This is a genomic window from Brevundimonas albigilva (genome assembly GCF_023573565.1).
Taxonomy (GTDB): Bacteria; Pseudomonadota; Alphaproteobacteria; order Caulobacterales; family Caulobacteraceae; genus Brevundimonas; species Brevundimonas albigilva.
This window is the reverse complement of sequence record NZ_CP097649.1, coordinates 702,640-728,349: the sequence shown is the minus strand read 5'-3', so window position 1 is coordinate 728,349 and position 25,710 is coordinate 702,640. Positions and strand designations below refer to the sequence as shown.

Here is a 25,710-nt window from a genome sequence, read left to right as displayed (position 1 = left end):
CGGCCGGATCAGGCCTAGTGCGCCACGCCCTTCCAGATGCGGCGATAGCTGGCGTAGGTCAGGCCCGCGAAGATCAGCAGGAAGATCATCACGCCGAAGCCGGCCTGCTTGCGCTCGACCATCTTGGGTTCCGACGTCCAGGCGATGAAGGCCGCGACGTCCTTGGCGTACTGGTCCACCGTCTGGGGCGAGCCGTCGTCATAGGTGACCTGGCCGTTCTGCAGGGGGGGCGGCATGGCGATGAAGCCGCCTTCCGGCACATGGTCGTGGTCGCCGGTCCAGAACGGCGTCAGGTCGCCGGCCATATAGGGGTTGTAGTGCTGGCCCTCGCGGATCTGCAGGCCGGCCGGCGCGGCGCGATAGCCGGACAGCAGCGAATAGATGTAGTTGGCGCCGTCGTGCCGGGCCTTGGCCATCACCGACAGGTCGGGCGGCGCCGCGCCGCCATTGCCCGCCGCCGCCGCCGTGGCGTTCGGATAGGGTTGACGGAACTTATCGGCCGGCGTGGCGTCGCGCATGATCGCCTCGCCGGTCTCGCTGTCGATGTCGGGCACCTGGTTTTCGGCGGCCAGCGCCTTCACCACCGGGTTGTCGTTCGGGTTCGGATACTTCGGATTCCAGAACGGGCCGTGGGCGTCGCCCAGGTTCCGGTAGTGCATGAGGTTCATGCTGTGACAGGCGGCGCAGACCTCGTGATAGACCTTGTAGCCGCGCTGCAGCTGGCCCTGGTCATAGACGCCGAACGGACCCTCGAAGCTGAAGCCGCCCGAGCGCGGGTGCGCCGCGCCGCCGGCGGCCAGGGCCGGGGCGGCCGAAACCGCCAGGCCCAGCGCCACGGCCGCCGCTGCGATGATCTTGGTCGTCGACACGGTGAGTTTCCCAATCATCATGACGCGCTCAGCCCTTCTTCTCGGGCGACGCCGGCACGGCCGCCGAAGGGGCGCCCAGGGGGGCGTCCGGCCCCGGCAACACGGGCTCGGAGATCGTCGCCGGGATCGGCAGCGGCGTCTCCTTCAGGCCCACCAGCGGCATGATCACCAGGAAGAAGACGAAATAGTAGAGGGTGAGCAGACGCGTCAGCCACAGGTACGAGTTCAGCGCGCCATCGAAGATCACCGGGCTCGGCATGCCCGGCCAGACCGGCGCGTCCGGCAGCTGTCCGCCGCACCAGCCCAGGCCCAGCCCAACCGCCAGGAAGATGAGGAAGAAGGTCCGCATGGTCGGGCGGTAGCGCATCGAGCGCACCTTGGACGTATCCAGCCACGGCAGGACGAACAGCACGCCGATGGCGCTGAACATCGCCACCACGCCGCCGAACTTGTCCGGGATGGCGCGCAGGATGGCGTAGAAGGGCAGCATGTACCACTCGGGCACGATGTGCGCCGGCGTCTGCAGCGGGTTGGCCGGGATGTAGTTGTCCGCATGGCCCAGGGCGTTGGGCATGAAGAAGACGAACAGGGCGAACAGGATCAGGAACAGGATGATCGCGAAGCCGTCCTTGACCGTGAAATACGGATGGAACGGGACCAGGTCCTTCTTGGCCCGATCCTTGGGGATCAGGATGCCGACCGGGTTGTTCTGACCCGCGTGGTGCAGGGCCCACAGGTGCAGGACCACGCAGCCCAGGATGGCGAACGGCAGCAGATAGTGCAGCGAGAAGAAGCGGTTCAGCGTGGCGTTGTCGATCGCCGGGCCGCCGCGCAGCCAGATCAGGATCGGCTCGCCGATGCCCGGAATGGCCCCGATCAGGTTGGTGATGACCTCGGCGCCCCAGAAGGACATCTGGCCCCACGGCAGGACGTAACCCAGGAAGGCGGTGGCGATCATCAGGAAGAAGATCACGCAGCCGATGATCCAGATCATCTCGCGCGGCGCCTTGTACGAGCCGTAGTAGAGGCCCCGCAGCATGTGCAGATAGACGGCGATGAAGAACATCGACGCGCCGTTGGCGTGGACGTAGCGGATCAGCCAGCCGCCGTTGACGTCGCGCATGATGCGCTCGACCGAGGCGAAGGCCAGGTCGACGTTCGGCGTGTAGTGCATGGCCAGGACGATGCCGGTGACGATCTGCGTCATCAGGCACAGGGCCAGGATGCCGCCGAAGGTCCACCAGTAGTTCAGGTTCTTCGGCGTCGGCAGCGACATGTAGTCGGCGCCGAAGCGGATGATCGGCAGACGGCTGTCCAGCCACTTCTCGACGCCCGTCTTCGGGACGTAGGTGCTCTCGTGATCGCTCATGATCCTCCCCTGGTCCTCAACCGATCTTCACGCGGGTGTCGGACAGATATTCGTAGTCCGGCACGACCAGGTTCAGCGGAGCCGGTCCCTTGCGGATGCGGCCGGAGGCGTCGTAGTGCGAGCCGTGGCACGGGCAGAACCAGCCGCCGTAATCGCCGGCGCCGAAGGTCGGCACGCAGCCCAGGTGGGTGCACGAGCCGATGACGACCAGATAGGGCTCGTGGCCCGGCTTGGTGCGCTCCGCGTCGGTCTGCGGCTGCTTCAGGTCCGGGGCGTGGTCGTCGGCGATGACGCGTTGCAGTTCGGCCGGGGTGCGATAGCGCACGAACACCGGCTTGCCCTGCCACTTGATGACGACCTGCTGGCCTTCCTGAACCTTGGTCAGGTCGAATTCGATGGAGGCCAACGCCAGGGTGTCGGCCGCGGGGTTCATCTGGTTGATCAGGGGCCAGGCGACCATGACGCCCGCACCCACCGCCGCGGCGCCCGCGGCGATGTGGATGAAGTCACGGCGATTGGGATCGCCGCTCTCGGGGCCGTGGGAGCCTTCAGAATGCACGACCGATTCGGTCACGTTTCACCTCTCGAACACCGCCCTCGCCTCTTCGGGAGCCTCCCGATCCGGCGCGGACCCACATGTACGAACCCGAAGGATCCCCGCTGGCCCGTGGCTTGCGGCCCCTCGCCGCAAGTTGCTGACGCTTCTTGAGAAACGTTCGCAAAACAGACCGCGACAAACCCCCAGGTCGCGCGTATTGGAGGCCTTAGAATGCGTCTCGCCCTTTTTCAACCGGACATTCCTCAGAACGTCGGCGCCTGCATCCGATTGTCGGCCTGCTTCGGCGTGGACCTGCACGTGATCGAGCCGGTCGGCTTCCGCTTCGACGATCGGGCGATGAAGCGCGCCGCCCTCGATTACGGCCCCCTGTCGCACATGACGCGCCACGTCGATTGGGACGCCTTCCAGCGCGACCGGCCGCCCGGCCGGCTGGTGCTGTTCACCACCCGGGGGGCCGCACGGCTCGATCATTTCGTCTTCCAGCCCGGCGACACCCTTCTGTTCGGCAAGGAGACGGCCGGCGCGCCCGAGCACGTCCACGCCGCCGCCGACGCCCGCGTCGTCATCCCCCTGCGCCCCGAGGCCCGCTCCCTGAACCTGTCCGTGACGGCGGGCATGGCCCTGTGGGAGGGCCTGCGTCAGACAGGAAGGCTCGGCTGAAGTCGAACCTAGGCTGCGCCGAACAGCAGCATCGACCCGAACAGCAGCCAGTCATGGGTGACGTGGGTGACGGTCGACGACCAGACGCTGCGGGTGATCAGGAAGGGCAAGGTCAGCACCAGGCGGGCGACGCCGATCACCCCGACGGCCTGGGCCGGGTTCCAGCCGTAGGTCGACAGGTGCAGGGCGCCGAACAGCAGGGCCGAGATCAGCCAGGCGCAAATCACCGCGGACTTCGGTCCCATGCGGAAACGGCCATGAAACAGGGCCAGCAGGCCCAGGAACGGCAACAGGGTGATCAGTTCCTCGCCCAGCAGCTGCGGCAGGGTGCTGGCGACGAACACGGCCAGGTCCCAGCCCTTCAGGCCGGCCAGAAGGCCGACGACCGGATTGGCCGTGGTCAGGCCGGCGCGAACCACGATCAGGGCGACGATCGCCGAGGCGACCAGGACCGCCGGCGCGAAGGCCAGACCGATCCAGACATCGCGCCCGGTCGGCGGCGGAAACATCAGGCTCCAGCCCCGTCCCGCCGCAAGCCGAAGCCCAGCCAACGGCAAGCCCAGAAACAACAGGACGGACAACCAATGGCCGGCGGCGCCCGGAACCCCCGCCCCCACCGTCGCCAGGGCCAGAAATCCCGACAGACAACCGGCCATGACCAGGGCCCAGCCCCGTCCCGACAAGGCCTGGTCCGATCCCGGCTGAAAGGGATAGCCGCGCCTCTGTTTCTTGGTGGTCATGTCGCCTCCCAGGCCCGGCCGCGACGCTAGGCCTGAACCCTCGCGTTGAACAGCGTGCGCGCCTCTGCGAGGGTGACGCTTTGCTGTCCGCACCGGACCGGCGACGGAGACGACCTGATGTTGCGCCCCCATGTCACCCTGGCCGTCGTCCTGACGACCGCCCTGGCCTGCGCCGCCTGCGATCCCGCGCCATCGGCGCCGGAGCCGGCCCCGGCTCCCGCCCCCGCCCCCGCCCCCGCCGCCGACGCTTCCGAAACGCCGACGACGACGCCCAATCCCGTCGTCGACCGGGCCTCCGTCGAGCGGTTCGTCCAGGACGGAGGGAGCCTGGAGCTTCCCGATTTGCCGGCGACCGGCGACCTGGTGCTGAAGGGGACGGTGCGGGGCTATACGGCGCCCACCTATGGCTTCGCCCTGGCGGCGGGCCAGACCCTGACGATCGCCTTTGAACCGTCCAACGCCAATCTCTACTTCAACGTCAGCGACGCGGCGGACACGAGCGGCGGCGCCCTGCACAGGGGCGAGGTGGACGGCGAGACCGCCGTGGTCACGGCGACACGGGACATGACCCTGGTCGTCACCCCGTTCCAGCCGCGCGCCACGGCCCGGCGCGGCGAGACGGGCGACTATGTCCTGACCGTCGCGCGCCGTTGACGGTCGTCAGCCTGCGGACAGCGTCTCGGCCAGGTCCAGAGCACGCCGGATCGCCGGGTGGCGGCGGCGTTCGGTGCGGCAGGCGATATAGCCGGACACCGAGATCAGGGCGGGCTCCAAGGCCAGCTTCATCACCCGGATGCGGGCGTCCGGCGGGCATTCGCGCGCGAACATGAAGCTGACCCCCAAATCCCGCGCCACCGTCTCGCGGATCATCTCGCGGGTGTGCACCTCCATCACGCGGAACGGCTGGACCTGGTGCGCCTCCAGCATCCGCTCCATCGCCAGCCGGGTGCGAGAGCCGGGTTCGCGCGTCAGCAGGACGCGACGGGACAGGGCTTCCAGATTGAAGACCTCGGCCTGGGCTTCGGGCGCATCGACGGCGGCGATCGCCACGAGCCGATCCTCGTAATAGGGCCGGTAGGTATAGTCGTTGTGGCCGATCGGTTCGCAGACCACGGCGATGTCGACCGAGGCGTTCATCAGCAGCGCATTGGTGTCCTTGGCGTTGCCGATGGTCACCTTGAAGTCGAGATTGGGCGCCTCTTTCGCAAAGGCGGCGATCAGGTCGGCGGCGTAGGGGGGCGAATCCGTGCCGATCCGCAGCAGGCCGCCTTCCTCCGGCGGCGTGTCCCCCAGCAGGGCCTCGATGTCGGCCGAGGTCTGGAACAGGTCGCGGGTCTTTTCGAACAGCGCTTCGCCGGCGGCGGTCAGGGTCAGGGGCGGACGACTGCCGGTGAACAGCTGGACCTGATAGCGCGCCTCCAGATCCTTGATCTGTTTCGACAGCGTCGGCTGGGTGATGGCCAGACGATTGGCCGCGCGCGTCACGCTGCGGTCGCTGGCGACGGCGTGGAACGAACGGAGCTGCTGGAAATTGACGGCCATGACAAGGTCCCCCCGACCGTCCGCTTAGCGATGAAATGCGACGATTTGGCCAAGGCCTGCGTCTATGCCCCCCATTCCCATAATCACATGGCCGCGCGCGGCGGGGCGTGAGAGGTCGGCCCGCTTCCATCGAAAGGCCCGTCCATGATCCCTCGCTATGATGTCGCCGTCGTCGGCATGGGCATCCTCGGCCTGGCCCACGCCCACGCGGCGGCGCGCGCCGGCCTGAAGGTCGTGGTGATCGACCGCGAGCCCGCGGCCCGGGGCGCCAGTATCCGCAATTTCGGCTTCGTGACCGTGACCGGACAGGCGCGGGGCGAGATGTGGACCCTGGCCCGCCGCACGCGCGACGTCTGGGCCGAGGTCGCCCCGGCCGCCGGCGTGGCGGTCGAACAGGCGGGGCTGACGGTCCTGGCGCATCGTCCCGAGGCGGAGGCGGTGCTGGACGCCTTCATGGCGACCGAAATGGCCGAGGGCTGCGAACGGGTTTCGCCCCGCACCCTGGCGGACCGGATGGACTGCGCGGGGCTGGCCCCCTTCCGCGCCGCCCTGTGCAGCAGCCATGAACTGCGGGTCGAGCCGCGCCTGGCCCTGCCGGCCCTGGCCGCCTGGCTGAAGACGCGCTGGGGCGTGGAATTCATGGGTTCGACCACGGTGCTGGACTGCGAGACCGGCCGGTTGTCGACCAGCCGGGGCGAGATCCCCGCCGAGACCGTCTTCATCTGCCCTGGCGACGACCTGAACGGTCTTTTCCCCGAGGTTCTGGCCCGTCACGCGGTTCAGCGCTGCAAGCTGCAGATGCTGCGCCTCGCGTCGCCGGGCCGGCGCCTGGCCACCCCGATCATGGCCGATCTCAGCCTGGCCCGCTACGAAGGCTACGCCGCCCTGCCCGAGGCCGACGCCCTGCTGAAGCGGCTGCGCGAGGAGCGCGCCGACCTGCTGGACCTGGGCGTGCATCTGATCGCGGTGCAGTCCGCCGACGGCAGTCTGGTGGTCGGCGACAGCCATGAATACGAAGCCTCGCCCGATCCCTTCCAGCGCCGCGAGGTCGACGACCTGATCCTGCAGGCCCTGCGCGACACCATGCCGGGCTACGACACCCCGGCGGTCGAGCGGTGGATCGGCTTCTACGCCTGGTCCCCCCGGCGTGCGTGGTTCACCGAAGAGGTCCTGCCCGGCGTGCACATGACCGTGGTGACCTGCGGCGCGGGCATGTCGACCGGCTTCGCCATCGGCGAGGACGTGGTGTCGGCCGCGACGAGGATTTCACTGAAGGGAGCGGCGTGATGAGCGCGATCAAGGCGGTCGTTTTCGACTGGGCGGGCACCATGGTGGACTTCGGCTCCTGCGCCCCGGTGCGGGCGCTGAAGGCCGTCTTCGCGGACGCGGGCGTGCCGATCGGCGACGGTCCGGCGCGGCGATACATGGGCATGGCCAAGCGCGCCCATGTGACCGCCATCCTGTCCGAGACCGAAACCGGCGACCTCTGGCGGGCCAAGAAGGGCGCGGACTGGACCGAGGCGGACATCGACGAGCTGATGGCCGCCCTGGAGCCTGCCATGCGCCGCGAGGCCGAGGCCACGGCCGAGTTGATCCCCGGCGCGCTGGAGGCGCTGGAGGCGCTCAGGGCGCGTGGCGTCCAGGTCGGATCCACGACCGGCTACACCCGCACCATGATGGCCGGGATCCTGCCCCGCGCGGCGGACCAGGGCTATCGCCCCGAGACGGTCGTCTGCGCGGGCGAGACGCGCGAGGGGCGGCCCGCCCCCCTGATGATCTGGAAGGCGCTGGTCGAGCTGGGCGCCTGGCCGACCGATGCGGCGGTCGTGGTCGACGACGCGGCCGTGGGCGTCGAGGCGGGACGCAACGCCGGCTGCTGGTCCGTGGGGCTGGCGGGGTCCGGCAACGGCGTCGGCCTGCCCCTGGCCGACTATCTGGACCTGTCGCCGCAGGATCGGGCGACGCGCCTGGCCGAGGCGGCCGAGGCGCACGAGGCGGCCGGCGCCGATGTGGTGATCGAGAGCGTCGCACAGCTGTCGCAGGCCCTCGCCATCATCGACGACCATGTCGCGCGGGGCCTGAAGCCGGGCCAGGCCGACTGTGTCTGCATCGCTCCGGTCCGCGCCTGAGCCGGGGATCCAACCATGACCGCCGACGTCTCCGCCGCCCGCCCGTCGCGAGACGCCGGCGTGATCCTGATGGGCGGCGTCGCCGCCTTCTGCGTCTATCTGTCGATGTACGCCTTTCGAAAGCCGTTCGCGGCCGCCGCCTATGAGGGTGTGGTCGGCTGGTCGGCGGTGGTCGATTTCAAGGTCGCCCTGGTCGTGGCCCAGGTCGTCGGCTACGCCCTGTCCAAGCTGGCGGGCGTCAAGCTGATCTCGGAACTGAACGGCGCGCGGCGCGGCGCCGCCATATTGGGGCTGATCGGCGTCTCCTGGCTGGCCCTGGTTCTCTTCGCCGTCGTCCCGCCCGGCTGGAAGGTGTTCGCCCTGTTTCTGAACGGCCTGCCGCTGGGCCTGATCTGGGGGCTGGTGTTCAGCTATCTGGAAGGCCGGCGCACGTCCGAAGTCCTGGGCGCCATCCTTTGCGCCAGCTTCATCGTCGCCTCGGGCGTGGTGAAGTCGGTGGCGGTGTGGCTGATGACCGACCGCGGGGTCACGGAGTGGTGGATGCCCGCCGCGACCGGACTGCTGTTCATGCCCCTGCTGGCGCTGTCGGTCGCCGGCCTGTCGCGGATGCCGCCCCCCGATGCAGCCGACATCGCCGAGCGGGTCGAGCGCCGTCCGATGTATGCGGCCCAGCGCCGCGACTTCCTGCGCCGCTACGGCTTCGGCGTGCTGATGCTGGTCCTGGCCTATGTGATGCTGACCGCGCTGCGGGACTTCCGCGACAACTTCGCCGCCGAGATCTGGATCGAGCTGGGCTATGAGGGCGTCTCCAGCGTCTTCACCGCCAGCGAACTGCCCGTCGCCGCGATCAGCCTGGCGGCCCTGGGCGCCCTGATGCTGCTGCGCGACAACCGACAGGCCTTGATGGCCATCCACGCCATCACCGGTTTCGGCCTGGCCCTGATCGGCCTGTCCACCGTGGCCTTCCAGCACGGTCTCCTGGCGCCCCTGCCGTGGATGATCGCCTCCGGCGCGGGCCTCTACCTGGCCTATACGCCGTTCAATGCGATGCTGTTCGACCGCCTGATCGCCGCGACGCGTCAGGTCGGCACGGCCGGGTTCCTGATCTACCTCGCCGACGCCTCGGGCTATCTGGGCAGCGTGGTGCTGACCCTGACGCGCAATCTGGCGACCGTCTCCATGCCGTGGCTGTCCTTCTTTATGGCCAGCGCGGTGTGGTCGTCGATTATAGGCTGTGTCCTGACTATAATCAGCGCCGTATACTTTTCACGAAAGCTGCGTTGAAGATCGCCCGGCGTTACGTGACGTTTTTGCGAAGCACATCTCTCGCGAAATCTATGAGAGGCATTGAGGCAATCAAATGGTTCGCATGACGCGGTCGTGGTGATAGGTCCATCGCCGGACGCGAACGTCGGCGAAACCTCTTGAGAGACCTCCGATGAAGCGCGCCTTCCTCCTCGTCGCGGCCAGTTCGGTCGCCCTCGCCGCCGCCGCTCCGGCGCTGGCCCAGACTTCCGGCCAGACTTCCGGCCAAGCTTCGGCCCAGCCCGCCCAGGTCGACGACATCGTCGTCACCGGCGCCATCGTCAGCGGCGAACGGCGCGCGCTCAACATCCAGAAGAACGCCGACAACATCCTGAACGTCGTCTCGTCCGACGGCATCGGCCGCCTGCCCGACCGCAACGCCGCCGAGGCCGTTCAGCGCGCGCCGGGCGTCGCTATCGAGCGCGACCAGGGCGAGGGCCGCTTCGTCGCCGTGCGCGGCCTGCCGTCTCAGTGGAACTCCACCCTGATCAACGGCGACCGCCTGCCGACCGCCGAGGAAGAGACCACCAGCCGCGCCACCGCCTTCGACTTCTTCCCGTCCGAACTGATCGACCGCGTCGAAATCTCCAAGGCCGTGACGCCGGACATGGAGGGCGACGCCATCGGCGGCAGCGTCAACTTCATCACCCGCACCGCGCCCGCGGAGCGGACCGTGCAGGCGACCGGGGGCCTGACCTATTCGGACAAGGCCGGCGAATACGGCGATCTGCTCAGCCTGACGGTCGGAGATCGGCTGATGGACGGCAAGTTCGGCTTCCTGCTCAGCGGCACGCGCTATGTCCGCGACTGGGCCACCGACAACTATGAGCCGCGGCGCGGCGGCGACGGCATCGGCGTCACCCGCCTGGAGCTGCGCGACTACACCGGCACGCGCGAGACGGTCGGCCTGAACGGCGCGGCGGAATACAACTTCGACAACGGCGGCCAGGTCTTCGGCCGCGCCATCTACGGCACGCTGGAAGACGACGAGACCCATTACAAGCACCGCCTGAACTTCGCCTCGAACCGCGTCGAGGTGCAGCACATCTTCAACACCCTGATCACGGAAATGAGCGGCGGCGAGATCGGCGGCCGTCATCCGCTGGCGGGCGGGGACCTGAACTGGAAGATCGGCTCCTACCAGAACGAGTTCCGTTACGGCGACACGCCTGACGGGCAGGATCACTCCTACTTCGTGGTCCGCTTCGACCAGCGCGGCGTGGGCTACCAGGGGCTGGAGAACCGCGGCGCGGGCACCCTGGCCTACAACACCATCGACGGCGGGACCGATCCGGCCGACGCCATCAGCAACCACCTGCCGGCCGGCTTCCAGATGAACCCGGCCCTGACGCGCCTGGCCAATGTCGAACTCTACAAGGTCGCCGTCACCGAGCGCGACCGCGTCGTGGCCCAGGTCGACTACACCCGCGAGATCGGTTCCAGCCTGGAGCTGAAGTTCGGCGCCAAATATCGCGACAAGCAGCGCGACGCCGCCTTCGAGGACCTGTTCTACACCTGGAACCCGGCGGCCGGCCCGGTCCCCACGCTGGCGGACTTCGCCCTGATGGACCAGCCGGGGCGCGGCGACTTCCTGGACGAACTGGACATCGGCGCCCAGTATCGCAACCAGTTCTCCCAGGTGGTGTCCGAGGACGACATCACCGCCTGGTACAGGGCCAATCGCCAGAACCTGATCCTGGACGCCGCCGGCTCGGCGACGCTGGAGAACGGGGGCGCCCTGGGTCGGACCTTCACCCTGAACGAGAAGCAGAGCGCCGCCTACGCCATGGCGACCTGGCGGCCCGACCCGCGCTGGACGGTCCTGGGCGGCTTGCGACTGGAGCACACCGACACGGCGGTCGACGGGCAGGTGCTGATCGACGGCGACCTGTCGCCCGAGCACCGGTCGAACGACTATCTGGCCGTGCTGCCGTCGCTGCACCTCACCTACAGCCTCGACGCGGACACCAACCTGCGCGCCGCGGTCACCCGGACCTTCGCCCGGCCCGACTTCGGCGACCTGGCCCCCGGCGGCGCCTTCATCGAGGCCGACCTGGAGTTCGCCGGCGGCAACCCCGATCTGAAGCCCACCTATTCGACCAACCTCGACCTGATGTTCGAGCGCTTCTACAGCGACGTCGGCGTGATCTCGGCGGGTGCCTTCTACAAGCGGATCGAGGACCCGATCTTCGACTCGCGCACCATCGGCAGCTTCCGCGGCGTCGACGGCGTGGCCTTCCTGACGCCGGCCAACGGCGAGCCGGGCTGGCTGTACGGCCTGGAGCTGAACCTGCAGCGCCGCCTGACCTTCCTGCCGGGCGCCCTGTCGCACGTCGGGGTGAACGCCAACTACACCTATATCCAGTCCGAGTTCGAACTGCCCGACGGGCGCCACGCCGCCATCCCGCGCCAGGCCGACAATCTGGGCAACGTCGCCGTCTATTACGACGACGGCCGCCTGTCGGGCCGCCTGGCCCTGAACTACAAGGGCGCCTTCATCGAGGAATATGGCTCCGACGCCGCCTCGGACAGCTACTACGGCGAGTACACCAGCCTGGACTTCAACCTGGCCTATGACCTCACCGACCGGGTGACCCTGTTCGGAGAAGCCTCCAACCTGACCGACGAGAAGCTGTTCTACTACCTCGGCGACGAGGATCGTCCGCTCCAGGTCGAATACTACGGCCCCCGCTTCCTGGCGGGCGTCAAGGCCCGGTTCTGAACCGGTGGAGGGCGGGAGCCGTCGTGCTCCCGCCCCTTCGACGGGCCAGCCTCAACCGCCGGCCCGGCCCGACGGGCGTAGAGGCCTCAGACGGTCAACGCGCGCCGACGTTCAGGGTGTAGCGCGCCGTCTCGCCGCGACGCGCGGCGTTGCGCATCAGATAGACTTCGATCCGATAGACGCCGCTGGCGCGGGTGCGACCGGAATACCGAGCCCCGCTGCTCGAGCCGTTGAACAGGGCCTGCTGCGCGCCGGGCGCGGTGATGTTGAAATAGTTCGAACGGTTCGACGTCTGCATGGTCACGTTCAAGGTCTGCCCTGCACGAAGCGTCAGCAGATAGGTCCGCGTCTCATAGCCGGTGATCGCGCCCCGCCGCGTCGCCGACGACGTTCCGCGCGCGAACTGGATGGTCTCGGTCGGCCCGCTGGCGACAGGCCCGCCCACCGGTCCGGGCAGCGTCGTCGGGCGGTCGCCGTCACGGCGGCAGTCGGCCGACGGGCCGGACACGATCGATTGATAACGCCCGTCGACCGTCGCGACCGTCAGGCATACGCCGCGGCGCGCGTTCCACCAGTAGGTCCAGACCCGGTCGCTTCCCACCTGACCACCGGTGTTCTCGTACCCCCGCTGCTGCAATTGCGCCTCGCCGCTCGAGCCGCGGACCCCGATCAGGTCACGAACATCAGACGGCGTCGTCTGGGCCGACGCCATGTCGACCGGCGCCAGAAGGACGCCCGCCGAAAGCGCCGAAATGATCATATGGAAACGACGCATAACCAGAGTTCCTGACCATGAAGTCCCAAGGGACGTTGAAGGATAAGGTCCGTGCGAACGGCGCGAAAGCCGGGACTTGTGCGATATCCGGCCAAGGGGCGCCGGCTTCCATCATACGCTCCTGATCGCTTGAAGTTGCGTCGTCGGGCTGACGGTTGCGTGAGAGGATCGATCCCACGTCGAAGCGGCGGCGCGATGCAGCGCCCCACAGCGCCGCTGGTGTCATCCTGCGGGGGCGGTTTGACCGGCGCGATGGCGACCCCGGGAGGACTCCAACCTCCGACCTCGGCTTTAGGAAAGCCTTGCTCTATGCAGCTGAGCTACGGGGCCACGGGCACGCACCTAGCGTCCGGGGGGCGCCGGGTAAAGGGCCGCGGCGGACGGGCCCGGCGCTTTCGCTAAATCGCTTGTGCCCGCGCGGCTTCGGCACACAAGATGTGGCGGTGAACAAAGATCGAATCACGGCGTGTCGCTGATTCGGTCCTGATTCGTTTCGCCCCTGTTCCGCCGGATGTGAACCGTCGTTAACCGGCGCGCCCAGCGTGTTCGCGCACCGCCTTCAAACCGTCCAGAAGCTGCACGGCCGCCGGCGAACGCTCGGCGGGGGCCAGCAGAATGAGAGACAGGGCGCGGACGTGGACCTCGACCGCGGGCCAGCGCCAGGTTCCGGCGGCCTCCATATGACTGGCCGTCTCGCACAGGCTGTAGGCGGCCTCGTAGAACGGGTCGATGGACAGCAGGCCCGCGATGTCCACCAGCGCGGACGACAGGGCGTAGACCTCGGCTTCGGCGCCGGGCGAACGCGCCGCGCACAGCGCCGCCAGCCGATCCACGTCGCCCGCCAGAAGGCCCAGCGCGTGCTCCCTTTGCCCATCAAGGTTGGCCTGGGCGCGCGACAGCAACTCCGCGGCGGTCGACCCGCCGGGACGTGACATCTTGTACTGGAGCGACGTCGCGACCTTCCGGATGCGCGTCGGCCGCGGCGTGGCCGGGGTCACAGGCTGACCCGCGCGGGTTTCATCATCATGTCGATCTCCGATTGATCCATGTTGCCGCCGACGGGTTCCCCCAGGTCGCCCGTCAGGTCGCCGTCGCGCCGACCGTCCTGGCCGGGCGGCGGGCCATAGCAGCGCACCCGGCGATCCGGGCCGATATAGACGTCGGAGTCGACGAAGGCGCGCTCCTCGGTCCCCAGCCACTGGATTCGCTTCAACAGGACGCCGGGCGTCAGGGGCTTGGCCAGGATGAAGCTGGCGCCGGCGTCGCGGCCGCCTTCCACCCGCGACTTGGCGGCGTGGCCCAGGATCAGGATGGCGGGGGTGTATCGCACCGCATTGGGCGCCTCGCGCCGGAGCCAGCGCACGAAGTCGTACCCGTCCATCTCCGGCATGATGCAATCGACGAGGATGAGGTCGACCTGCCGACGCTGCAGGGCCTCCACGGCCGCCCGGGCCGAGGTGCACTTCACCTGCTCCTTGACGCCGAAGCCCTGGACCACCGACGCGAGCAGTTCCAGCGACGCGGGCTGGTCATCGACCAACATCACGCTGGTCTGGGCCAGATTGATCTTGTCCGTGCTCATGTCAGAAAAGCTGCAATTCTCCCGTTGCGCGGGTCGGGCGGGGTTCGGCGGTCCCCTCGCCCAATCGCGCGGCCAGGTCGGCCAAGGGCAGGTTCATGATCGCGTCCTTCGGCGGGACCCCCTGGCCCAGCCGGGCCAGCACCGTGGCCAGCGCGTCCAGGGTCTGGGAAAGCGCATCGAGGCCCTGCGCTTCCACGACCGTCCGGGCGCGTTCGGCCGCGGGCGCGTGGCACGCCAGTCGCGCGACCAACGCCTCGACACGCTGGACCTCCTGGCGCGCGCGCGCCATTTCCTCGGCCAGATCGCCCAGCAGCGCGTGATGGTCGGGCGGCGCGCTCATCAGAACAGCTCCAGCGCCCCGGTCTCGACCGGAGGCGCGACGGGCGCCGGCCGCGGCGCCACGGTGTCGGTCACGGCGCGCTGAAGGGCGCGGCCGCTGACGGGCCAGTAGTGGAGGCGCCGCCCGCCGTCGCCGCGCAGGCTGCCGCCCACGACCGGAATGCCCTCGTCACGCAGGAAGCGTTCGGCGAAGTCGGCGTTGGTGCGGCCCACGTCGCGCAGGCTGTCGAACATGCGGCCGCCGCCGAACAGCTTGGCCTGGAGCCGGTCGCGTCGGCCGCCGGCCTTCAGGACGTCGTTGATCAAAAGCTCCATCGCATAGGCGCCGTAGCGCCGGCCCGCGTCGGTTCCCGCCCCAGCCCCTTCCGGCAGCAGGAAGTGGTTCATCCCCCCGACCCCCGCGTACGGGTCGCGCAGGCACATGGCGACGCACGAGCCCAGGATGGTGCTGAGCACGACATTGGGATCGGACGTGACGTGGTGCTCGCCCTGACCGACGTGAACGCGCTTTTCCACGCTCTCTCTCAGGGCGGCGAAACTCATGTCAGGGCGCCGAACACGGCTTCCAGCTTGCCTTTCAGCTGGGCCACGGTGAAGGGCTTGACCAGGTAGTTGTTAACGCCGAACTGCACGGCGCGCTGCACCAGTTCGCGGTCGGCGCGGCCGGTCAGCATGATGAAGGCGGTCTTGGACGTCGGCGGGTGCGCCCGCACCGCGCGCAGCAGGCCCAGCCCGTCCAGATTGGGCATGTTGTAGTCCGAGATGACCAGGTGCGCGGGCTTGGCGATCAGTTCGCGCAGGGCGATCTCGCCATCGGCCGCCTCGCGGATCTCGCGCACGCCCAGTTGCTGCAGACTGGTCCGCACCAAGGAGCGCATGGTCATCTGATCGTCGACGACCAGGCAGTGAAGTGAGGCGGCGGCCGGCATGGACTACGCTCCCGAAATCAGGCGACGGACCGTGCGGCCGGATCGGCGCACAGCTCAAGAATGGCGGAGGACAGGCGGTGCAGCGGAAGTTGCCGCTCGACGCCGCCCAGTTCGAAGGCGGCCTTGGGCATGCCATAGACCACGCTGGTGGCCTCGTCCTGTCCCAGGGTGCGGGCCCCGGCCTCGCGCATGGCCAGCAGGCCGCGCGCGCCGTCCTTGCCCATGCCGGTCAGGATCACCCCGGTCATGGGCCGGCCCAGGCGGGCGACCGACTGGAACATCACGTCGACCGAGGGGCGGTGGCCGTTGACGGGCTCGCCGGCGGTCAGGCGGCAGGACGGCGTCAGGCCGGGCGCGACCTCCAGGTGGGCGACCCCGCCGGGGGCGACATAGACATGGCCGGGCTGCAACGGCGCGCCCTCCCGCGCCTCGGCGACGACGGGCGCGCAGACGCGGTCCAGGCGTGCGGCGAAGCTGGCGGTGAAGGTCGCCGGCATGTGCTGGGTGACGACCGTGGCCGGGCAGTCGGCGGGAAAGCCGCCCAGAATGGTCAGCAGCGCCTCGACCCCGCCCGTCGACGACCCGATGGCCAGCACGTGGCGCGGGTCGGCGCGATAGGCGCTGGGGGCGGCCTCGGCGGCGGGGGCGTCTCCCCTCGCCCGCACGCGCGAACGGGCTGCGGTCTTCACCTTGCCGATCAGATCGCGGAAGGCCTCGGGCGTGGCCGAGGCCGGCTTGGCCACGGCGTCGACCGCGCCGATCTCCAGCGCCGCCAGGGTCACGTCGGTGCCCGCCGCCGTCAGGGTGGAGACCATGACCACCGGCATGGGCCGCAGCCGCATGATCTTTTCCAGGAACTCCAGCCCGTTCATGTTGGGCATCTCGACATCCAGCGTCAGGACGTCGGGGTTCAGCGCCTTGATCGCGGCCCGCGCCTCGATCGGATCGGCGGCGGAGCCCACCACCTCGATCTCCGGGTCCGAACGCAGGGCCGCTGCGATCAGGTTGCGCATCGTCAGGCTGTCGTCGACGACCAGGACCTTGACCGTCATGGGCGACCTCCCAGGCGATAGGTCGTCAGACCCGCGGTGTGCAGTTGCGCCGCGGCGGGGCCGCTGACCCGCTCGGAATGGCCGATGTAGAGGGTGGCGCCCGGCGTCATGATCGGGGTGAAGCGGCTCCACACCCGCTCCTGGGTCGCGTCGTCGAAATAGATCACCACGTTGCGGCAGAAGATGACGTCGAAACGGCCGCGCATCGGCCAGTCGCCGATCAGGTTCAGCTCGCGAAACGCCGTCAGCCGCTTCAGCTGCGCGCCCGCGACCCACTGGCCGCGGTCCGCCCGGTCGAAATACCTGCGCCACAGGGTGGCCGGCGCGGGCTCCAGCGCCTCTTCGGAATAGACCCCGGCGTGGCCCTGGGCGACCATGTTGGGGTCGATGTCGGTCGCCAGGATGCGTACGTCCAGGTCCGCCGCCTCGGGCAGGACCGACAGGACCGTCAGCGCCATCGAATAGGGCTCCTGGCCGTTGGAGCAGGCCGCCGACCACAGGCGCACCCGCCCCCCCGCCCGCGCACGCTCGGCCAGCGCCGGCATGACGCGTTCGCGCAGGTCGTCGAAGTGGTGCGGCTCGCGATAGAAGCGGGTGACGTTGGTGGTCAGGGCGGCCGTCATCGCCTGGCGCTCGTCCAGCCCCTCGACGCCCTCCACCAGGGCGCAGTATTCGCGGAAGCTGCGCAGCCCCAGCGTCCGCAGCCGCTTGGCCAGGCGGGAATAGACCAGCGCGGCCTTGCCCTCGTTCAGGGCGATGCCCGCGTGGGCGTGCAGCATCTGGGCGATCTGGCGGAAATCCTCGGCGGTGAAGACGAACTCGCCCTCGACCAGGGATCCCCGCCCGGCGGCGGGCGTCATGCGGCCTCGGCCTCTCGTTCCGGCAGGACGTGGTCCAGTTCGATCAGGCTGATCATGCGGCCGTCGATCGAGAAGATGCCCTTGACGAAGGACTTGACGTGCTCGCTGGCCACGTCGGGCGTGGGTTGAACGGCGGCGTCGTTCATCTGCAGGATGTCGGAGACGGCGTCGACCAGCAGACCGACGGTGCGACCGCCGATGTGGGCCACCATGATGACGTGACGCGCGGTCGGTTCGGTCGTGGGCAGGCCGAACCGCGCGCCCAGGTCGATGATCGGCAGCACCGTGCCGCGCAGGTTGATCACGCCCTTCATGTAGCCGGGCGAACGCGGCAGGGGCGTCGCCGGGGTCCAGCCCCGGATCTCCCGCACCGACATGATGTCGACGCAGAACTCCTGGGCGCCGATGCGGAAGGCGATCAGTTCGCGTTGGGTGTCGTTGGCTTCGGTCATGATCAGCTCGCGAGCTTCAGTTCGGAACGGGCGCCGGTGCGGCGGATGGCGACCAGGGCGTCGACATCCAGGATCAGGGCGACCCGGCCGTCGCCCAGGATGGTGGCGGCGGCGACGCCCTCCACCTGCTGGTAGTTGGATTCCAGGCTCTTGATGACGACCTGGCGCCGACCCTGAATGGCGTCCAGCAGCAGGGCGGCGCGCTGGCCGGACTCGGTCTCGACGATGACGGCGATCCCCTGGGTCGGGTCCATCGGCGTCTCGTTGAAGCCCATCGCCACCGCCACGTCGACCAGCGGCACGAAGGCCTCGCGGAACCGGATCACGGGGTCCAGGCCGCCGACGTAGTGGATGTCCGTCGGCTGGGGCGTCAGGCTCTCGACGATGGCCGGCAGCGGCGCGATCAGCGTCTGGTCGGCGGCGGTCGTCACCATGCCGTCCAGCACCGCCAGCGTCAGCGGCAGGCTGAGCGTGAAGGTCGAGCCCCGGCCCGGGACCGAACTGATCGAGATGCGGCCGCCCAGCGCCTGGATCGAGCGCTTGACGACATCCATGCCGACCCCGCGGCCGGAGATGTCGGACACGACCGCGGCAGTCGAAAAGCCGGGCAGGAAGATCAGGTTGTCGACCTGCTCGTCGCTCAGCAGGGCGTCGGCGGCGATCAGGCCCTTGTCCACGGCGATCTTGCGCACGCGCTCGCGGTTGATGCCCCGGCCGTCGTCGGCGATCTCGATGACGATCCGGCCCGAGCGATGCAGGGCCGCAAGGCGCACCGTGCCCTCGGCCGGCTTGCCGGCGGCCACGCGCTCCTCGGGCGTCTCCAGCCCGTGGTCGATGGCGTTGCGCAGCATGTGGGTGATCGGTTCGGCCAGGCGTTCGACCACGGTCTTGTCGACCTCGGTGTCCTCGCCCGTCGTGACCAGACGGACCTGTTTTGAGACCATGTCGGCGACCTCGCGCACCAGGCGCGGCATCCGCTGGAACACCGACTTCACCGGCTGGGCGCGGATGGCCATGACGCTGTCCTGGATCTCGCGCGTCAACAGTTCCAGATCTTCGAGACCCAGCGCCACGCCGGACGAGCGCGCCAGGCCGCTTTCCAGTACGCGCTGGGACAGCATGGCCTGCTGGATGACCAGTTCGCCGACGGCGTTGATCAGGCGGTCCACCCGGTCCAGATCGACCCGGATGGTCACCGGCGCGACGGCGGCTGAAGGCGCGGCGGCGGCGGCGGCCGGCGCAGGCGTTGCGGGAACGGCGGCCGCCTCCGGAGCGGGCGCAGGTGGCGGCGCCGCGTCGACGGGGGCCGGGGCCTGGGCCTTGGCCAGCAGGGCGGCGATGTCCAGGTCGTCGCTGGCGGGCGGGACGACCGGCGCCTCGTCCAGGAAAGCCAGCTCCGGGCCGGTCTCGCCCTCGCCCATGGGTGTGATGCTCAGTTCGCAGTCGGCCTCGACGAAGTCGAACACGTCGCGCACCGCCGCCTCGTCCACCGCAGCCCTCAGCTCGACCGTCCAGGTCAGCCGGCCTTCCTCGACGGCCAGGGCGTCCAGCGCCGGCAGGTCGCCCTCGTCCAGCGACACCACGGTCGGCCCCAGGCGTCCCAGTTCGCGCAGCAGCAGCCCGGTTTCATTGGCGCTGGCGTACATCCGCCCGTGCGGCTTGAAGACGATGCGCCAGCCGGTCGCCGCCTCGATCGTCGGCGGCGCGTCCAGGGGCATGTCGAACGCCATCGGGGTGAAGCCGAAGTCGTCGTCTTCGTCCTCCATCGCCGGGATCGGCGCCGCGCCGCCGTGCGTCAGCATCTCCAGTTCGGCCACCAAGGCGGCGGAACGGGCCTGGTCCACCGGCGCGGCCAGTCCCTGCGCGGCCTGCACATGGTCGGCCAGCACGTCGGAGGCGCGCAGCAGCGTCTTGATCGTGACCGGGTCGCACGGTTTGCGCCCGGCGCGCAGTTCGTCCATCAGCGTCTCGAAGACGTGGGCGAACCGCACCAGGTCGTCCAGGCCGAACGCCCCGGCCCCGCCCTTGACCGAATGCACGGCCCGGAACACGGCGTTGATCGTTTCCAGATCGGTCTGGCCCTGCTCCAGCAGCATCAGCTTCTGCTCCAGGTCCGCGAGCAGTTCGTCGCATTCCTGGAAGAAGGTGGCCTTGATGGCTTCGAAAGCGTCCATGAGGCGCGGTCCGACCGATCTGTAGGGTTAAGCCGCCACGCGGCGCACGGCGTCGACCAGCTTGACCGGGTCGAACGGCTTGACGATCCAGCCGGTGGCGCCGGCGGCGCGCGCGCGCGCCTTCTTGTCGGCGTCGCTTTCGGTGGTGAGCACCAGCACGGGCGTCGTCCGATGGTTCGGATCGGCGCGCAGGCCCTCGATGAAGCCGAAGCCGTCCATGCGCGGCATGTTGATGTCGGTGATGACCACGTCGGCGCCCTTGGCCGCCAGGGTCTCCAGCCCGTCCACGCCGTCCACGGCCTGGATCACGGTGTAGCCCGCATCCTGCAGCGCCAGCAGCAGCATGTCGCGCATGGTGCGGGAATCGTCGACGGTCAGAACGGTCTTGCTCACGCCAGCCCCCCCTCGGTGTTGAACGCGGGCGCGCCGAAGGCGGCCCATTGGTCGGCGAAAGATTGCGACACAGACCCTAACCTCAGGTTGACGCCATCCGCCTGCCAGGTGCGGCGCGCCGACAGAAGGACCTGCAGGCACAGGCCGCCCAGGCGATCGACGGACGCGCCGTCGATCGTCAGGTCGGCGCCGCGACGCGCCATCAGTTCAGCCTTCAGCGGTTCGGCCGCGTTCAGGTCCAGAACCGGCGCAAGCGTGAGCGACGCGGTCATCAGAACTCCTCCCATCCGTCTTCGACCAGGGCGGTCTCGGTTTTGGGGGCGGCGCCGCCGCGTCCCAGGGTCTTGAGGGCCTGGATCATGCGGCCCGAGCGGGCGGGCTCGGCCGGGCGGACCGGAGCGGCGGGCGCCGGTCGGGCGGGGACGGCGCGCGCGGCCGGGGCCCGCGCCGTTTCGCCGACGCGGAACTGGGCCACCGACGCCTGCAGCGCCTCGGCCTCCTGGGCCAGCGAATGGCTGGCGGCGGTCGACTGCTCGACCATGGCGGCGTTCTGCTGGGTCACCTGGTCCATCTGGTTCACCGCCGTATTGACCTGGGCCAGGCCCACGGCCTGCTCCTGGGCCGAGGCGGCGATCTCGGAGACCAGGCCGTCGATCTCGGCGACCCGGTCGACGATCCGCTGCAGCGCCTCGCCGGTCTGGCCGACCAGGCGCACGCCCGAACCGACCTGGCCGGTGGAGGCCGAGATCAGGGTCTTGATCTCCTTGGCCGCTTCCGCCGAGCGCTGGGCCAGGGCCCGCACCTCGGACGCGACGACCGCGAAGCCGCGGCCGGCCTCGCCCGCGCGGGCGGCCTCGACCCCCGCGTTCAGGGCCAGCAGGTTGGTCTGGAAGGCGATCTCGTCGATCACGCCGATGATCTGGTTGATCTGGGCCGAGGACTGTTCGATCTGGGTCATGGCCTGGACCGCGTCGCGCACGATCACGCCCGAGGTCTCGGCGTCGCCGCGTGCAGCCTGGACCACGTCCGAGGCCTGGCGGGCGCCCGAGGCGGTCTTGTTCACCGTGGCGGTGATCTGGTCCAGGGCGGCGGCGGTCTCCTCGAGGCTGGCCGCCTGCTGCTCGGTGCGGCGCGACAGGTCGTCGGCGGCCTGCGAGATCTCGCCGGCGCCCGAACGGATCGCCGAGACATTGGACACCACCACCGACACCGCCTGCTGAAGCTGGGCGATCGCCGAGTTGAAGTCTGTCTTCAGCTGTTCGGCGCGCGGGGCCACGTCGGCGGTGAAGCGGTGCGTCAGGTCCCCGTTGGCCATGGCCGACAGCCCTTCCGCCAGGGCGGTGATGGCGATCCGGTCCTCTTCGGCCGCGCGGGCCTTCTCCGCCTCGTTGGCCGTACGCTCCTGTTCCGACAGCGAACGCTGGGCCACCGCCTCGGCCTCGACGCGCACCTTGTCGACCGCGGCGTCGCGGAAGGCCACGATGGCCTTGCCCATCTGGCCGAACTCGTCCTTGCGGTTCGCGCTGGCGACAGTGATGGCGGTGTCGCCGCCCATCAGCTTCTTCATGTAGCCGATCATGACGCCGATCGGCTGCACGATGGCGCGCGTCGCCACCCACCCGGCGGCCAGGGCGATGGCCAAGGTGGCGATCAGGCCGACGATCATCGCCACGACGGCCGCCTTGCTCGCTGCATCCTGCGCCGCGCGCGCGGCTTCCAGGTGGGTCATGCTGTCGGCCTTCAGCTTGTCGAGCTCGGCCTCGACCGGAGCGACAAAGCTGTCTGAGACGCCGTCGCGGCGCGCCAGCGCCAGGGCCTCGGCGCCCCGCCCCGCCGCGATCAGGGCCTTGGCCTGCCCCACGACGTTCTGGTGCCAGACGTCGGCGGCCTCCTCCGCCTTGGAGGCGGGGCCCTCGCGACCGGCCGGCAACTCGCCCGCCAGTTCTTCCAGCTTGGCCCTGAAGTTGGCGCGGTGCGCCTCGATGCGCTCCAGATAGTAGCCGTCGCCCGTGACCAGGTAGCCGCGGAAGCTGTTCTCCTGACGCGCCATGTAGAATTCGGCCGCGGCCGTCGCCTGGTTGATCTTGTTTTCCAGGCTGCGATCCTCGCCGGCGCGGGTCAGCGCCATGAGGTTCACCCCCACGACGACGCCCATGACGGCGATCGCCGCCAAGACCGTGGCGAAGGCCACGAAGAGCTTGCGCCCCACGGTCAGATCATCAATCCACTTCAACTCGGTTCCCCCGTTTACAGCGCGGTCAGAAAGAATAGGTCGCGGCGGCCACCAGGCGGCCGTCGTAGTTGTCGCCCAGGTCGAGGCTGTCGGTGTCGTACCAGCGCAGGTCCAGCGCCAGGGCGTCGGTCAGCTTGTGCTTCACGCCGGCGTTCCAGGCGCGATAGTCGGCCCCGCCGTCGGCGGACCGGTCGGCGATCGCCGCCGAGGCCTTGGTGCGCGGGCCGGCCGAAACCGTCCCCTGCAGTTCGACCCACCAGGCTTCCTTGGTGGCGGCGAAGCCGTCAGGCGAATAGTTGACGCGCAGGCGCGTGGCGACCGGACCCAGCTTGCGGGATGCGTCGGCCTGGTACTCCCAGTAATTCGAATCGACCCCCGCCCGCGTTCCGGGCAGGTCACGGTTCATCACGCCCAGGTCGAAGGTGAAGCCGGCCGCGCGCGGCCGCCAACCCGCCATGGAGACGATCTCGGAATCGAAGCCCTGGGCGCCGCTGGCGCTGGAAACGAAGACGTTGGCGTAGAGACCGCCCTGCTCGATCTCGACCTTGGCGAACGGGGCGACGTCCTCGCCGCTCTTGCCCAGGCCCTTGCCGACATATTGACTGGCCACGCCGACATCGACGCCGACGGATTGAGCGTGCGCTCCGCCCGCCAGGGCCGCGATCGAAACAAGGGCGAGAGGAAGGCGACGCAATTGGGGAGTCATTTCAAACCTTGGAGAGTGCATTCTGCTCTCCAAGAATGAGGCGAGGATTAATACCGTTCGTGAACCAAGGCCTACGTAGCATTCCCTAGCTTCGCCGTGGCGCAGAGGCCTGACTGAAATACGTATTTGCCCGTATCGCCGCGGCTGCTATAGGAATTCCGGCAAATTCGTGGCGGGGAGGCCTCGGGGATGCTCTCTCCCAGCGAAGATCAGGCATGATCGGGTTGGCGGCCATGGCGCGCGACGTGCGCCAGGGGCCACGAACCGACGCGCGCGCACGCCCGACCTGGGTGCGGCGAATCTGCGTCGCCGGCCTGGCCATTGCGGCCGCGGTCGCCTTGCGGACCGTTCTGGAAACCTTCGGGGACTTCTACTATCTGCCCATGATCCCGGCGGTCATGGCGACCGCGCTTCTGGCCGATCGGCAGGCCGTCGCCCTGGCGATCCTGCTCAGCACCGGCTTCAACCTGGTCGTGGTGCATCGCCTGAACGTCGTGGACGCCGCCGTCAACGCCGCGCTGTTCGCCGTGGTGGCGTGGGGCATCGCGGAAGTGTGCCAGCGCCTGATCGAAGCCTTGGCGCGCGCCCAGGATCTGGCGCGGAACCTGACCGTGCGTCAGGCCCTGCTGGACGCCATCCTGGGCTCCACGCCGGTCGTCACCGTGGACCGCGCGGGAACCGTCCGTCGGATCACCCCGGCGGCGGCGGGCCTGTTGGGCGAGGATCCGGACGCCGTCACGGGCCGACCCTTCGCGGACTGGGTCGCCGCCTTCGACCTTGAAACCCTGTCCGCGCTCGAAGGCGGGGGACGACTGGGCACGCCGCCGGATGGCCACTGGACGGCGGTGAAGGCGAACGGCGACGTCGTTCCCATGACCCTCCAGGCCGCCCTTCTGCCGGACCAGGCCGCGCCCGAGCACATCGTGGTGTCCCTGGCCGACCAGGGCGAATCCGAGGCGGCGCGCAAACGAGCGCGCGACCTGCAGACGCAACTCGAGCAGGTCTGGCGCCTGAACTCGCTGGGACAGATGGCCGCGACCCTGGCGCACGAGCTGAACCAGCCCCTGACGGCCGCCGCCGTCTATCTTCACGCCGGCCACGCCGATGTGGTCCGCTCCGGACCCCTGGGCGACAGCGCGGGGCGCAACCTGGACCTGGCCAAGACCCAGATCCTGAGAGCCGGCGAGATCATCCGGCGGATGCGCGACCTGATCGCCACCGGCAGCCGCAGTTTCAGCCGGGAACACGTGCAATCGATGATCGACGACCTGTCCCCCGTCTTCTCCCTGATCAGCCGCGACTCCGACGTGCCGATCCGCTGCGAGATCGACGCCGACGACCTTGTCGTCGCGGACCGCGTTCAGGTTCAGCAGGCGTTGACCAATCTGGTGCGCAACGCGGTCGACGCCGTCGGCGGCCAGTCGGGCGGCGCCGTCGCGGTGACGGGGCGCTCCTTCGGCGTGGAAGGCTATGAATTGACGGTCGAGGACAATGGACCCGGCATTCCCGAAGCAGAGCGGGCTCATGTCTTCCAGCCGATGGCCACGACCAAGTCGGGCGGCATGGGCCTTGGCCTGTCCGTCACCCGCGCCATCGTCGAAAGCCACGGCGGCCAGCTGATCGTCGGGCGAAGCGCCCAGGGCGGCGCCGCCTTCTCGTTCCGCCTTCCCCGCACCCTGGAGGCCGCCGCCGCATGACGCCCCATTCCGTCTTCGTCATAGACGACGACCCCGCCACGCGTGATGCGCTGCTGACCTTCCTTCGCGGCGCCGGCCTGCGCGCCCGGGCCTTCGCCGACGGCCAGGACTTCCTCGACCACCTGCCCGAAGACACGACGGCGTGCGTGCTGACGGACGTGCGCATGCCCCATCTCGACGGTGTGGAACTGGTCAGGCGGCTGCGAGACCTGCGCGGCCATCGTTGGCCGGTGATCGTCATGACGGGCCACGCCGACGTGCCGCTGGCGGTCCAGATGATGAAGGCGGGCGTCGTGGACTTCATCGAAAAACCCTTCGAGCCCAATCGCATCCTCGATTCCGTGCGGGGCTGCATCAACGCATTGGCCAGCCTGAGGCCCGAGATTGAGGCGCGCGAGGCCGCCGCCGCCCGGCTGGCGACCCTGACGCCGCGCGAACGGCAGGTGTTCGACGCCCTGATCCGGGGCCGCTCCAACAAGGAGATCGCGCTGGACCTGGACATCAGTCCACGCACCGTCGAAATCTTCCGCGCCAAGGTGATGCAGAAGATGCAGGCCGACAGCCTGTCGGCCCTGGTCCGCATGGGATTGCGCATCGGCGACGCTTGAGCCCGGACGCGATCG

27 protein-coding genes and 1 tRNA gene are annotated in these 25,710 nt (G+C 69.3%); 8 read left to right on the top strand and 20 right to left on the bottom strand.

Annotated features, from left to right (window positions below):
• Positions 1-14 precede the first annotated feature (14 nt).
• The 3 genes from M8231_RS03620 to petA are packed head-to-tail and all read right to left on the bottom strand — an operon-like array spanning position 15 to position 2,812.
• Positions 15-887: a cytochrome c1 gene (locus M8231_RS03620; protein WP_250202584.1), complete on the bottom strand. Its 873-nt coding sequence runs from the start codon at positions 885-887 to the stop codon at positions 15-17.
• Between the two features lie 10 nt (positions 888-897).
• Positions 898-2,238: a cytochrome b gene (locus M8231_RS03615; RefSeq protein WP_250202272.1), complete on the bottom strand. Its 1,341-nt coding sequence runs from the start codon at positions 2,236-2,238 to the stop codon at positions 898-900.
• Positions 2,239-2,254: 16 nt separating this feature from the next.
• Positions 2,255-2,812, bottom strand: coding sequence for a ubiquinol-cytochrome c reductase iron-sulfur subunit (petA, locus tag M8231_RS03610; RefSeq protein ID WP_249751115.1), 558 nt, complete (start codon positions 2,810-2,812; stop codon positions 2,255-2,257).
• A 195-nt stretch (positions 2,813-3,007) separates the two neighbouring features.
• Between petA and M8231_RS03605 the strand changes: the two genes are divergently transcribed.
• A complete protein-coding gene (locus tag M8231_RS03605; RefSeq protein ID WP_250202271.1) occupies positions 3,008-3,457 on the top strand; it encodes a tRNA (cytidine(34)-2'-O)-methyltransferase in 450 nt (149 codons plus the stop codon).
• A gap of 8 nt (positions 3,458-3,465) precedes the next feature.
• Here the strand turns inward: M8231_RS03605 and M8231_RS03600 are convergent, their stop codons facing one another.
• The gene (locus M8231_RS03600) at positions 3,466-4,197 is read right to left on the bottom strand and encodes a CPBP family intramembrane glutamic endopeptidase (RefSeq protein ID WP_249751116.1); all 732 of its coding nucleotides are present in this window, start codon (positions 4,195-4,197) and stop codon (positions 3,466-3,468) included.
• A 117-nt stretch (positions 4,198-4,314) separates the two neighbouring features.
• Here M8231_RS03600 and M8231_RS03595 point away from each other — a divergent pair, with 117 nt between their 5' ends.
• Positions 4,315-4,851, top strand: a complete 537-nt coding sequence (locus M8231_RS03595; RefSeq protein ID WP_249751117.1) for a hypothetical protein — start codon at positions 4,315-4,317, stop codon at positions 4,849-4,851.
• A gap of 6 nt (positions 4,852-4,857) precedes the next feature.
• Here the strand turns inward: M8231_RS03595 and M8231_RS03590 are convergent, their stop codons facing one another.
• Entirely contained in the window at positions 4,858-5,739 is an 882-nt protein-coding gene (locus tag M8231_RS03590; RefSeq protein ID WP_250202270.1) for a LysR substrate-binding domain-containing protein, read from the bottom strand.
• Between the two features lie 144 nt (positions 5,740-5,883).
• On the opposite strand from M8231_RS03590, the gene M8231_RS03585 reads away from it, so the two are divergent.
• The 4 genes from M8231_RS03585 to M8231_RS03570 all read left to right on the top strand — a co-directional run bounded on the left by M8231_RS03585 (position 5,884) and on the right by M8231_RS03570 (position 11,895).
• A complete protein-coding gene (locus M8231_RS03585; RefSeq protein ID WP_250202269.1) occupies positions 5,884-7,026 on the top strand; it encodes a TIGR03364 family FAD-dependent oxidoreductase in 1,143 nt (380 codons plus the stop codon).
• The gene (phnX, locus tag M8231_RS03580; protein WP_250202268.1) at positions 7,026-7,868 is read left to right on the top strand and encodes a phosphonoacetaldehyde hydrolase; all 843 of its coding nucleotides are present in this window, start codon (positions 7,026-7,028) and stop codon (positions 7,866-7,868) included. The genes M8231_RS03585 and phnX overlap by 1 nt, the downstream gene beginning before the upstream one ends.
• A gap of 15 nt (positions 7,869-7,883) precedes the next feature.
• Positions 7,884-9,152, top strand: coding sequence for a DUF5690 family protein (locus tag M8231_RS03575; protein ID WP_250202267.1), 1,269 nt, complete (start codon positions 7,884-7,886; stop codon positions 9,150-9,152).
• 154 nt (positions 9,153-9,306) lie between these two features.
• The gene (locus M8231_RS03570) at positions 9,307-11,895 is read left to right on the top strand and encodes a TonB-dependent receptor (protein ID WP_249751122.1); all 2,589 of its coding nucleotides are present in this window, start codon (positions 9,307-9,309) and stop codon (positions 11,893-11,895) included.
• 94 nt (positions 11,896-11,989) lie between these two features.
• Here the strand turns inward: M8231_RS03570 and M8231_RS03565 are convergent, their stop codons facing one another.
• The 15 genes from M8231_RS03565 to M8231_RS03495 all read right to left on the bottom strand — a co-directional run bounded on the left by M8231_RS03565 (position 11,990) and on the right by M8231_RS03495 (position 23,378).
• A complete protein-coding gene (locus tag M8231_RS03565; protein WP_250202266.1) occupies positions 11,990-12,670 on the bottom strand; it encodes a hypothetical protein in 681 nt (226 codons plus the stop codon).
• A gap of 253 nt (positions 12,671-12,923) precedes the next feature.
• A tRNA-Arg gene (locus M8231_RS03560) sits at positions 12,924-13,000 on the bottom strand.
• A 194-nt stretch (positions 13,001-13,194) separates the two neighbouring features.
• Positions 13,195-13,605: a hypothetical protein gene (locus M8231_RS03555; protein ID WP_249751158.1), complete on the bottom strand. Its 411-nt coding sequence runs from the start codon at positions 13,603-13,605 to the stop codon at positions 13,195-13,197.
• 59 nt (positions 13,606-13,664) lie between these two features.
• Positions 13,665-14,252 carry a response regulator gene (locus tag M8231_RS03550; RefSeq protein WP_249751159.1) on the bottom strand — a complete coding sequence of 196 codons (588 nt, stop codon included), beginning with the start codon at positions 14,250-14,252 and terminating at the stop codon, positions 13,665-13,667.
• Between the two features lies 1 nt (position 14,253).
• Positions 14,254-14,592, bottom strand: a complete 339-nt coding sequence (locus M8231_RS03545; protein ID WP_249752008.1) for a DUF8776 family protein — start codon at positions 14,590-14,592, stop codon at positions 14,254-14,256.
• A complete protein-coding gene (locus tag M8231_RS03540) occupies positions 14,592-15,134 on the bottom strand; it encodes a chemotaxis protein CheD (RefSeq protein ID WP_250202265.1) in 543 nt (180 codons plus the stop codon). The genes M8231_RS03545 and M8231_RS03540 overlap by 1 nt, the downstream gene beginning before the upstream one ends.
• Entirely contained in the window at positions 15,131-15,520 is a 390-nt protein-coding gene (locus M8231_RS03535; protein WP_250202264.1) for a response regulator, read from the bottom strand. Before M8231_RS03535 ends, M8231_RS03540 begins: the two co-directional genes overlap by 4 nt.
• A 17-nt stretch (positions 15,521-15,537) precedes the next feature.
• A complete protein-coding gene (locus M8231_RS03530) occupies positions 15,538-16,572 on the bottom strand; it encodes a protein-glutamate methylesterase/protein-glutamine glutaminase (protein ID WP_249751161.1) in 1,035 nt (344 codons plus the stop codon).
• Positions 16,569-17,432, bottom strand: a complete 864-nt coding sequence (locus tag M8231_RS03525) for a CheR family methyltransferase (RefSeq protein ID WP_250202263.1) — start codon at positions 17,430-17,432, stop codon at positions 16,569-16,571. Before M8231_RS03525 ends, M8231_RS03530 begins: the two co-directional genes overlap by 4 nt.
• Positions 17,429-17,884 (bottom strand): chemotaxis protein CheW, encoded by a 456-nt coding sequence (locus M8231_RS03520; protein ID WP_250202262.1) that lies wholly within the window; start codon positions 17,882-17,884, stop codon positions 17,429-17,431. The genes M8231_RS03525 and M8231_RS03520 overlap by 4 nt, the downstream gene beginning before the upstream one ends.
• A gap of 2 nt (positions 17,885-17,886) precedes the next feature.
• Positions 17,887-20,058, bottom strand: a complete 2,172-nt coding sequence (locus tag M8231_RS03515) for a chemotaxis protein CheA (protein ID WP_250202261.1) — start codon at positions 20,056-20,058, stop codon at positions 17,887-17,889.
• Between the two features lie 27 nt (positions 20,059-20,085).
• Complete coding sequence (locus M8231_RS03510) at positions 20,086-20,451, bottom strand: response regulator (protein WP_250202260.1); 366 nt, start codon at positions 20,449-20,451, stop codon at positions 20,086-20,088.
• Positions 20,448-20,723, bottom strand: a complete 276-nt coding sequence (locus M8231_RS03505) for an STAS domain-containing protein (protein WP_250202259.1) — start codon at positions 20,721-20,723, stop codon at positions 20,448-20,450. Before M8231_RS03505 ends, M8231_RS03510 begins: the two co-directional genes overlap by 4 nt.
• Positions 20,723-22,666 carry a methyl-accepting chemotaxis protein gene (locus M8231_RS03500; protein WP_250202583.1) on the bottom strand — a complete coding sequence of 648 codons (1,944 nt, stop codon included), beginning with the start codon at positions 22,664-22,666 and terminating at the stop codon, positions 20,723-20,725. The genes M8231_RS03505 and M8231_RS03500 overlap by 1 nt, the downstream gene beginning before the upstream one ends.
• A gap of 43 nt (positions 22,667-22,709) precedes the next feature.
• Complete coding sequence (locus M8231_RS03495; protein ID WP_249751163.1) at positions 22,710-23,378, bottom strand: TorF family putative porin; 669 nt, start codon at positions 23,376-23,378, stop codon at positions 22,710-22,712.
• A 227-nt stretch (positions 23,379-23,605) separates the two neighbouring features.
• Between M8231_RS03495 and M8231_RS03490 the strand changes: the two genes are divergently transcribed.
• Together M8231_RS03490 and fixJ are read left to right on the top strand one after the other, a co-directional pair.
• A complete protein-coding gene (locus M8231_RS03490) occupies positions 23,606-25,087 on the top strand; it encodes a sensor histidine kinase (protein WP_250202258.1) in 1,482 nt (493 codons plus the stop codon).
• Positions 25,084-25,695, top strand: coding sequence for a response regulator FixJ (gene fixJ / locus M8231_RS03485; RefSeq protein WP_250202257.1), 612 nt, complete (start codon positions 25,084-25,086; stop codon positions 25,693-25,695). The genes M8231_RS03490 and fixJ overlap by 4 nt, the downstream gene beginning before the upstream one ends.
• Positions 25,696-25,710: the final 15 nt, after the last annotated feature.

Excerpts from the sequence above, each read along its gene's own strand:
- M8231_RS03620 (WP_250202584.1), bottom strand. The coding sequence starts at position 887 with ATGATTGGGAAACTCACCGTGTCGACGACCAAGATCATCGCAGCGGCG.
- M8231_RS03615 (WP_250202272.1), bottom strand. The coding sequence starts at position 2,238 with ATGAGCGATCACGAGAGCACCTACGTCCCGAAGACGGGCGTCGAGAAG.
- M8231_RS03605 (WP_250202271.1), top strand. The coding sequence starts at position 3,008 with ATGCGTCTCGCCCTTTTTCAACCGGACATTCCTCAGAACGTCGGCGCC.
- M8231_RS03600 (WP_249751116.1), bottom strand. The coding sequence starts at position 4,197 with ATGACCACCAAGAAACAGAGGCGCGGCTATCCCTTTCAGCCGGGATCG.
- M8231_RS03595 (WP_249751117.1), top strand. The coding sequence starts at position 4,315 with ATGTTGCGCCCCCATGTCACCCTGGCCGTCGTCCTGACGACCGCCCTG.
- M8231_RS03590 (WP_250202270.1), bottom strand. The coding sequence starts at position 5,739 with ATGGCCGTCAATTTCCAGCAGCTCCGTTCGTTCCACGCCGTCGCCAGC.
- M8231_RS03585 (WP_250202269.1), top strand. The coding sequence starts at position 5,884 with ATGATCCCTCGCTATGATGTCGCCGTCGTCGGCATGGGCATCCTCGGC.
- phnX (WP_250202268.1), top strand. The coding sequence starts at position 7,026 with ATGAGCGCGATCAAGGCGGTCGTTTTCGACTGGGCGGGCACCATGGTG.
- M8231_RS03575 (WP_250202267.1), top strand. The coding sequence starts at position 7,884 with ATGACCGCCGACGTCTCCGCCGCCCGCCCGTCGCGAGACGCCGGCGTG.
- M8231_RS03570 (WP_249751122.1), top strand. The coding sequence starts at position 9,307 with ATGAAGCGCGCCTTCCTCCTCGTCGCGGCCAGTTCGGTCGCCCTCGCC.
- M8231_RS03565 (WP_250202266.1), bottom strand. The coding sequence starts at position 12,670 with ATGCGTCGTTTCCATATGATCATTTCGGCGCTTTCGGCGGGCGTCCTT.
- M8231_RS03555 (WP_249751158.1), bottom strand. The coding sequence starts at position 13,605 with ATGTCACGTCCCGGCGGGTCGACCGCCGCGGAGTTGCTGTCGCGCGCC.
- M8231_RS03550 (WP_249751159.1), bottom strand. The coding sequence starts at position 14,252 with ATGAGCACGGACAAGATCAATCTGGCCCAGACCAGCGTGATGTTGGTC.
- M8231_RS03545 (WP_249752008.1), bottom strand. The coding sequence starts at position 14,592 with ATGAGCGCGCCGCCCGACCATCACGCGCTGCTGGGCGATCTGGCCGAG.
- M8231_RS03540 (WP_250202265.1), bottom strand. The coding sequence starts at position 15,134 with ATGAGTTTCGCCGCCCTGAGAGAGAGCGTGGAAAAGCGCGTTCACGTC.
- M8231_RS03535 (WP_250202264.1), bottom strand. The coding sequence starts at position 15,520 with ATGCCGGCCGCCGCCTCACTTCACTGCCTGGTCGTCGACGATCAGATG.
- M8231_RS03530 (WP_249751161.1), bottom strand. The coding sequence starts at position 16,572 with ATGACGGTCAAGGTCCTGGTCGTCGACGACAGCCTGACGATGCGCAAC.
- M8231_RS03525 (WP_250202263.1), bottom strand. The coding sequence starts at position 17,432 with ATGACGCCCGCCGCCGGGCGGGGATCCCTGGTCGAGGGCGAGTTCGTC.
- M8231_RS03520 (WP_250202262.1), bottom strand. The coding sequence starts at position 17,884 with ATGACCGAAGCCAACGACACCCAACGCGAACTGATCGCCTTCCGCATC.
- M8231_RS03515 (WP_250202261.1), bottom strand. The coding sequence starts at position 20,058 with ATGGACGCTTTCGAAGCCATCAAGGCCACCTTCTTCCAGGAATGCGAC.
- M8231_RS03505 (WP_250202259.1), bottom strand. The coding sequence starts at position 20,723 with ATGACCGCGTCGCTCACGCTTGCGCCGGTTCTGGACCTGAACGCGGCC.
- M8231_RS03490 (WP_250202258.1), top strand. The coding sequence starts at position 23,606 with ATGATCGGGTTGGCGGCCATGGCGCGCGACGTGCGCCAGGGGCCACGA.
- fixJ (WP_250202257.1), top strand. The coding sequence starts at position 25,084 with ATGACGCCCCATTCCGTCTTCGTCATAGACGACGACCCCGCCACGCGT.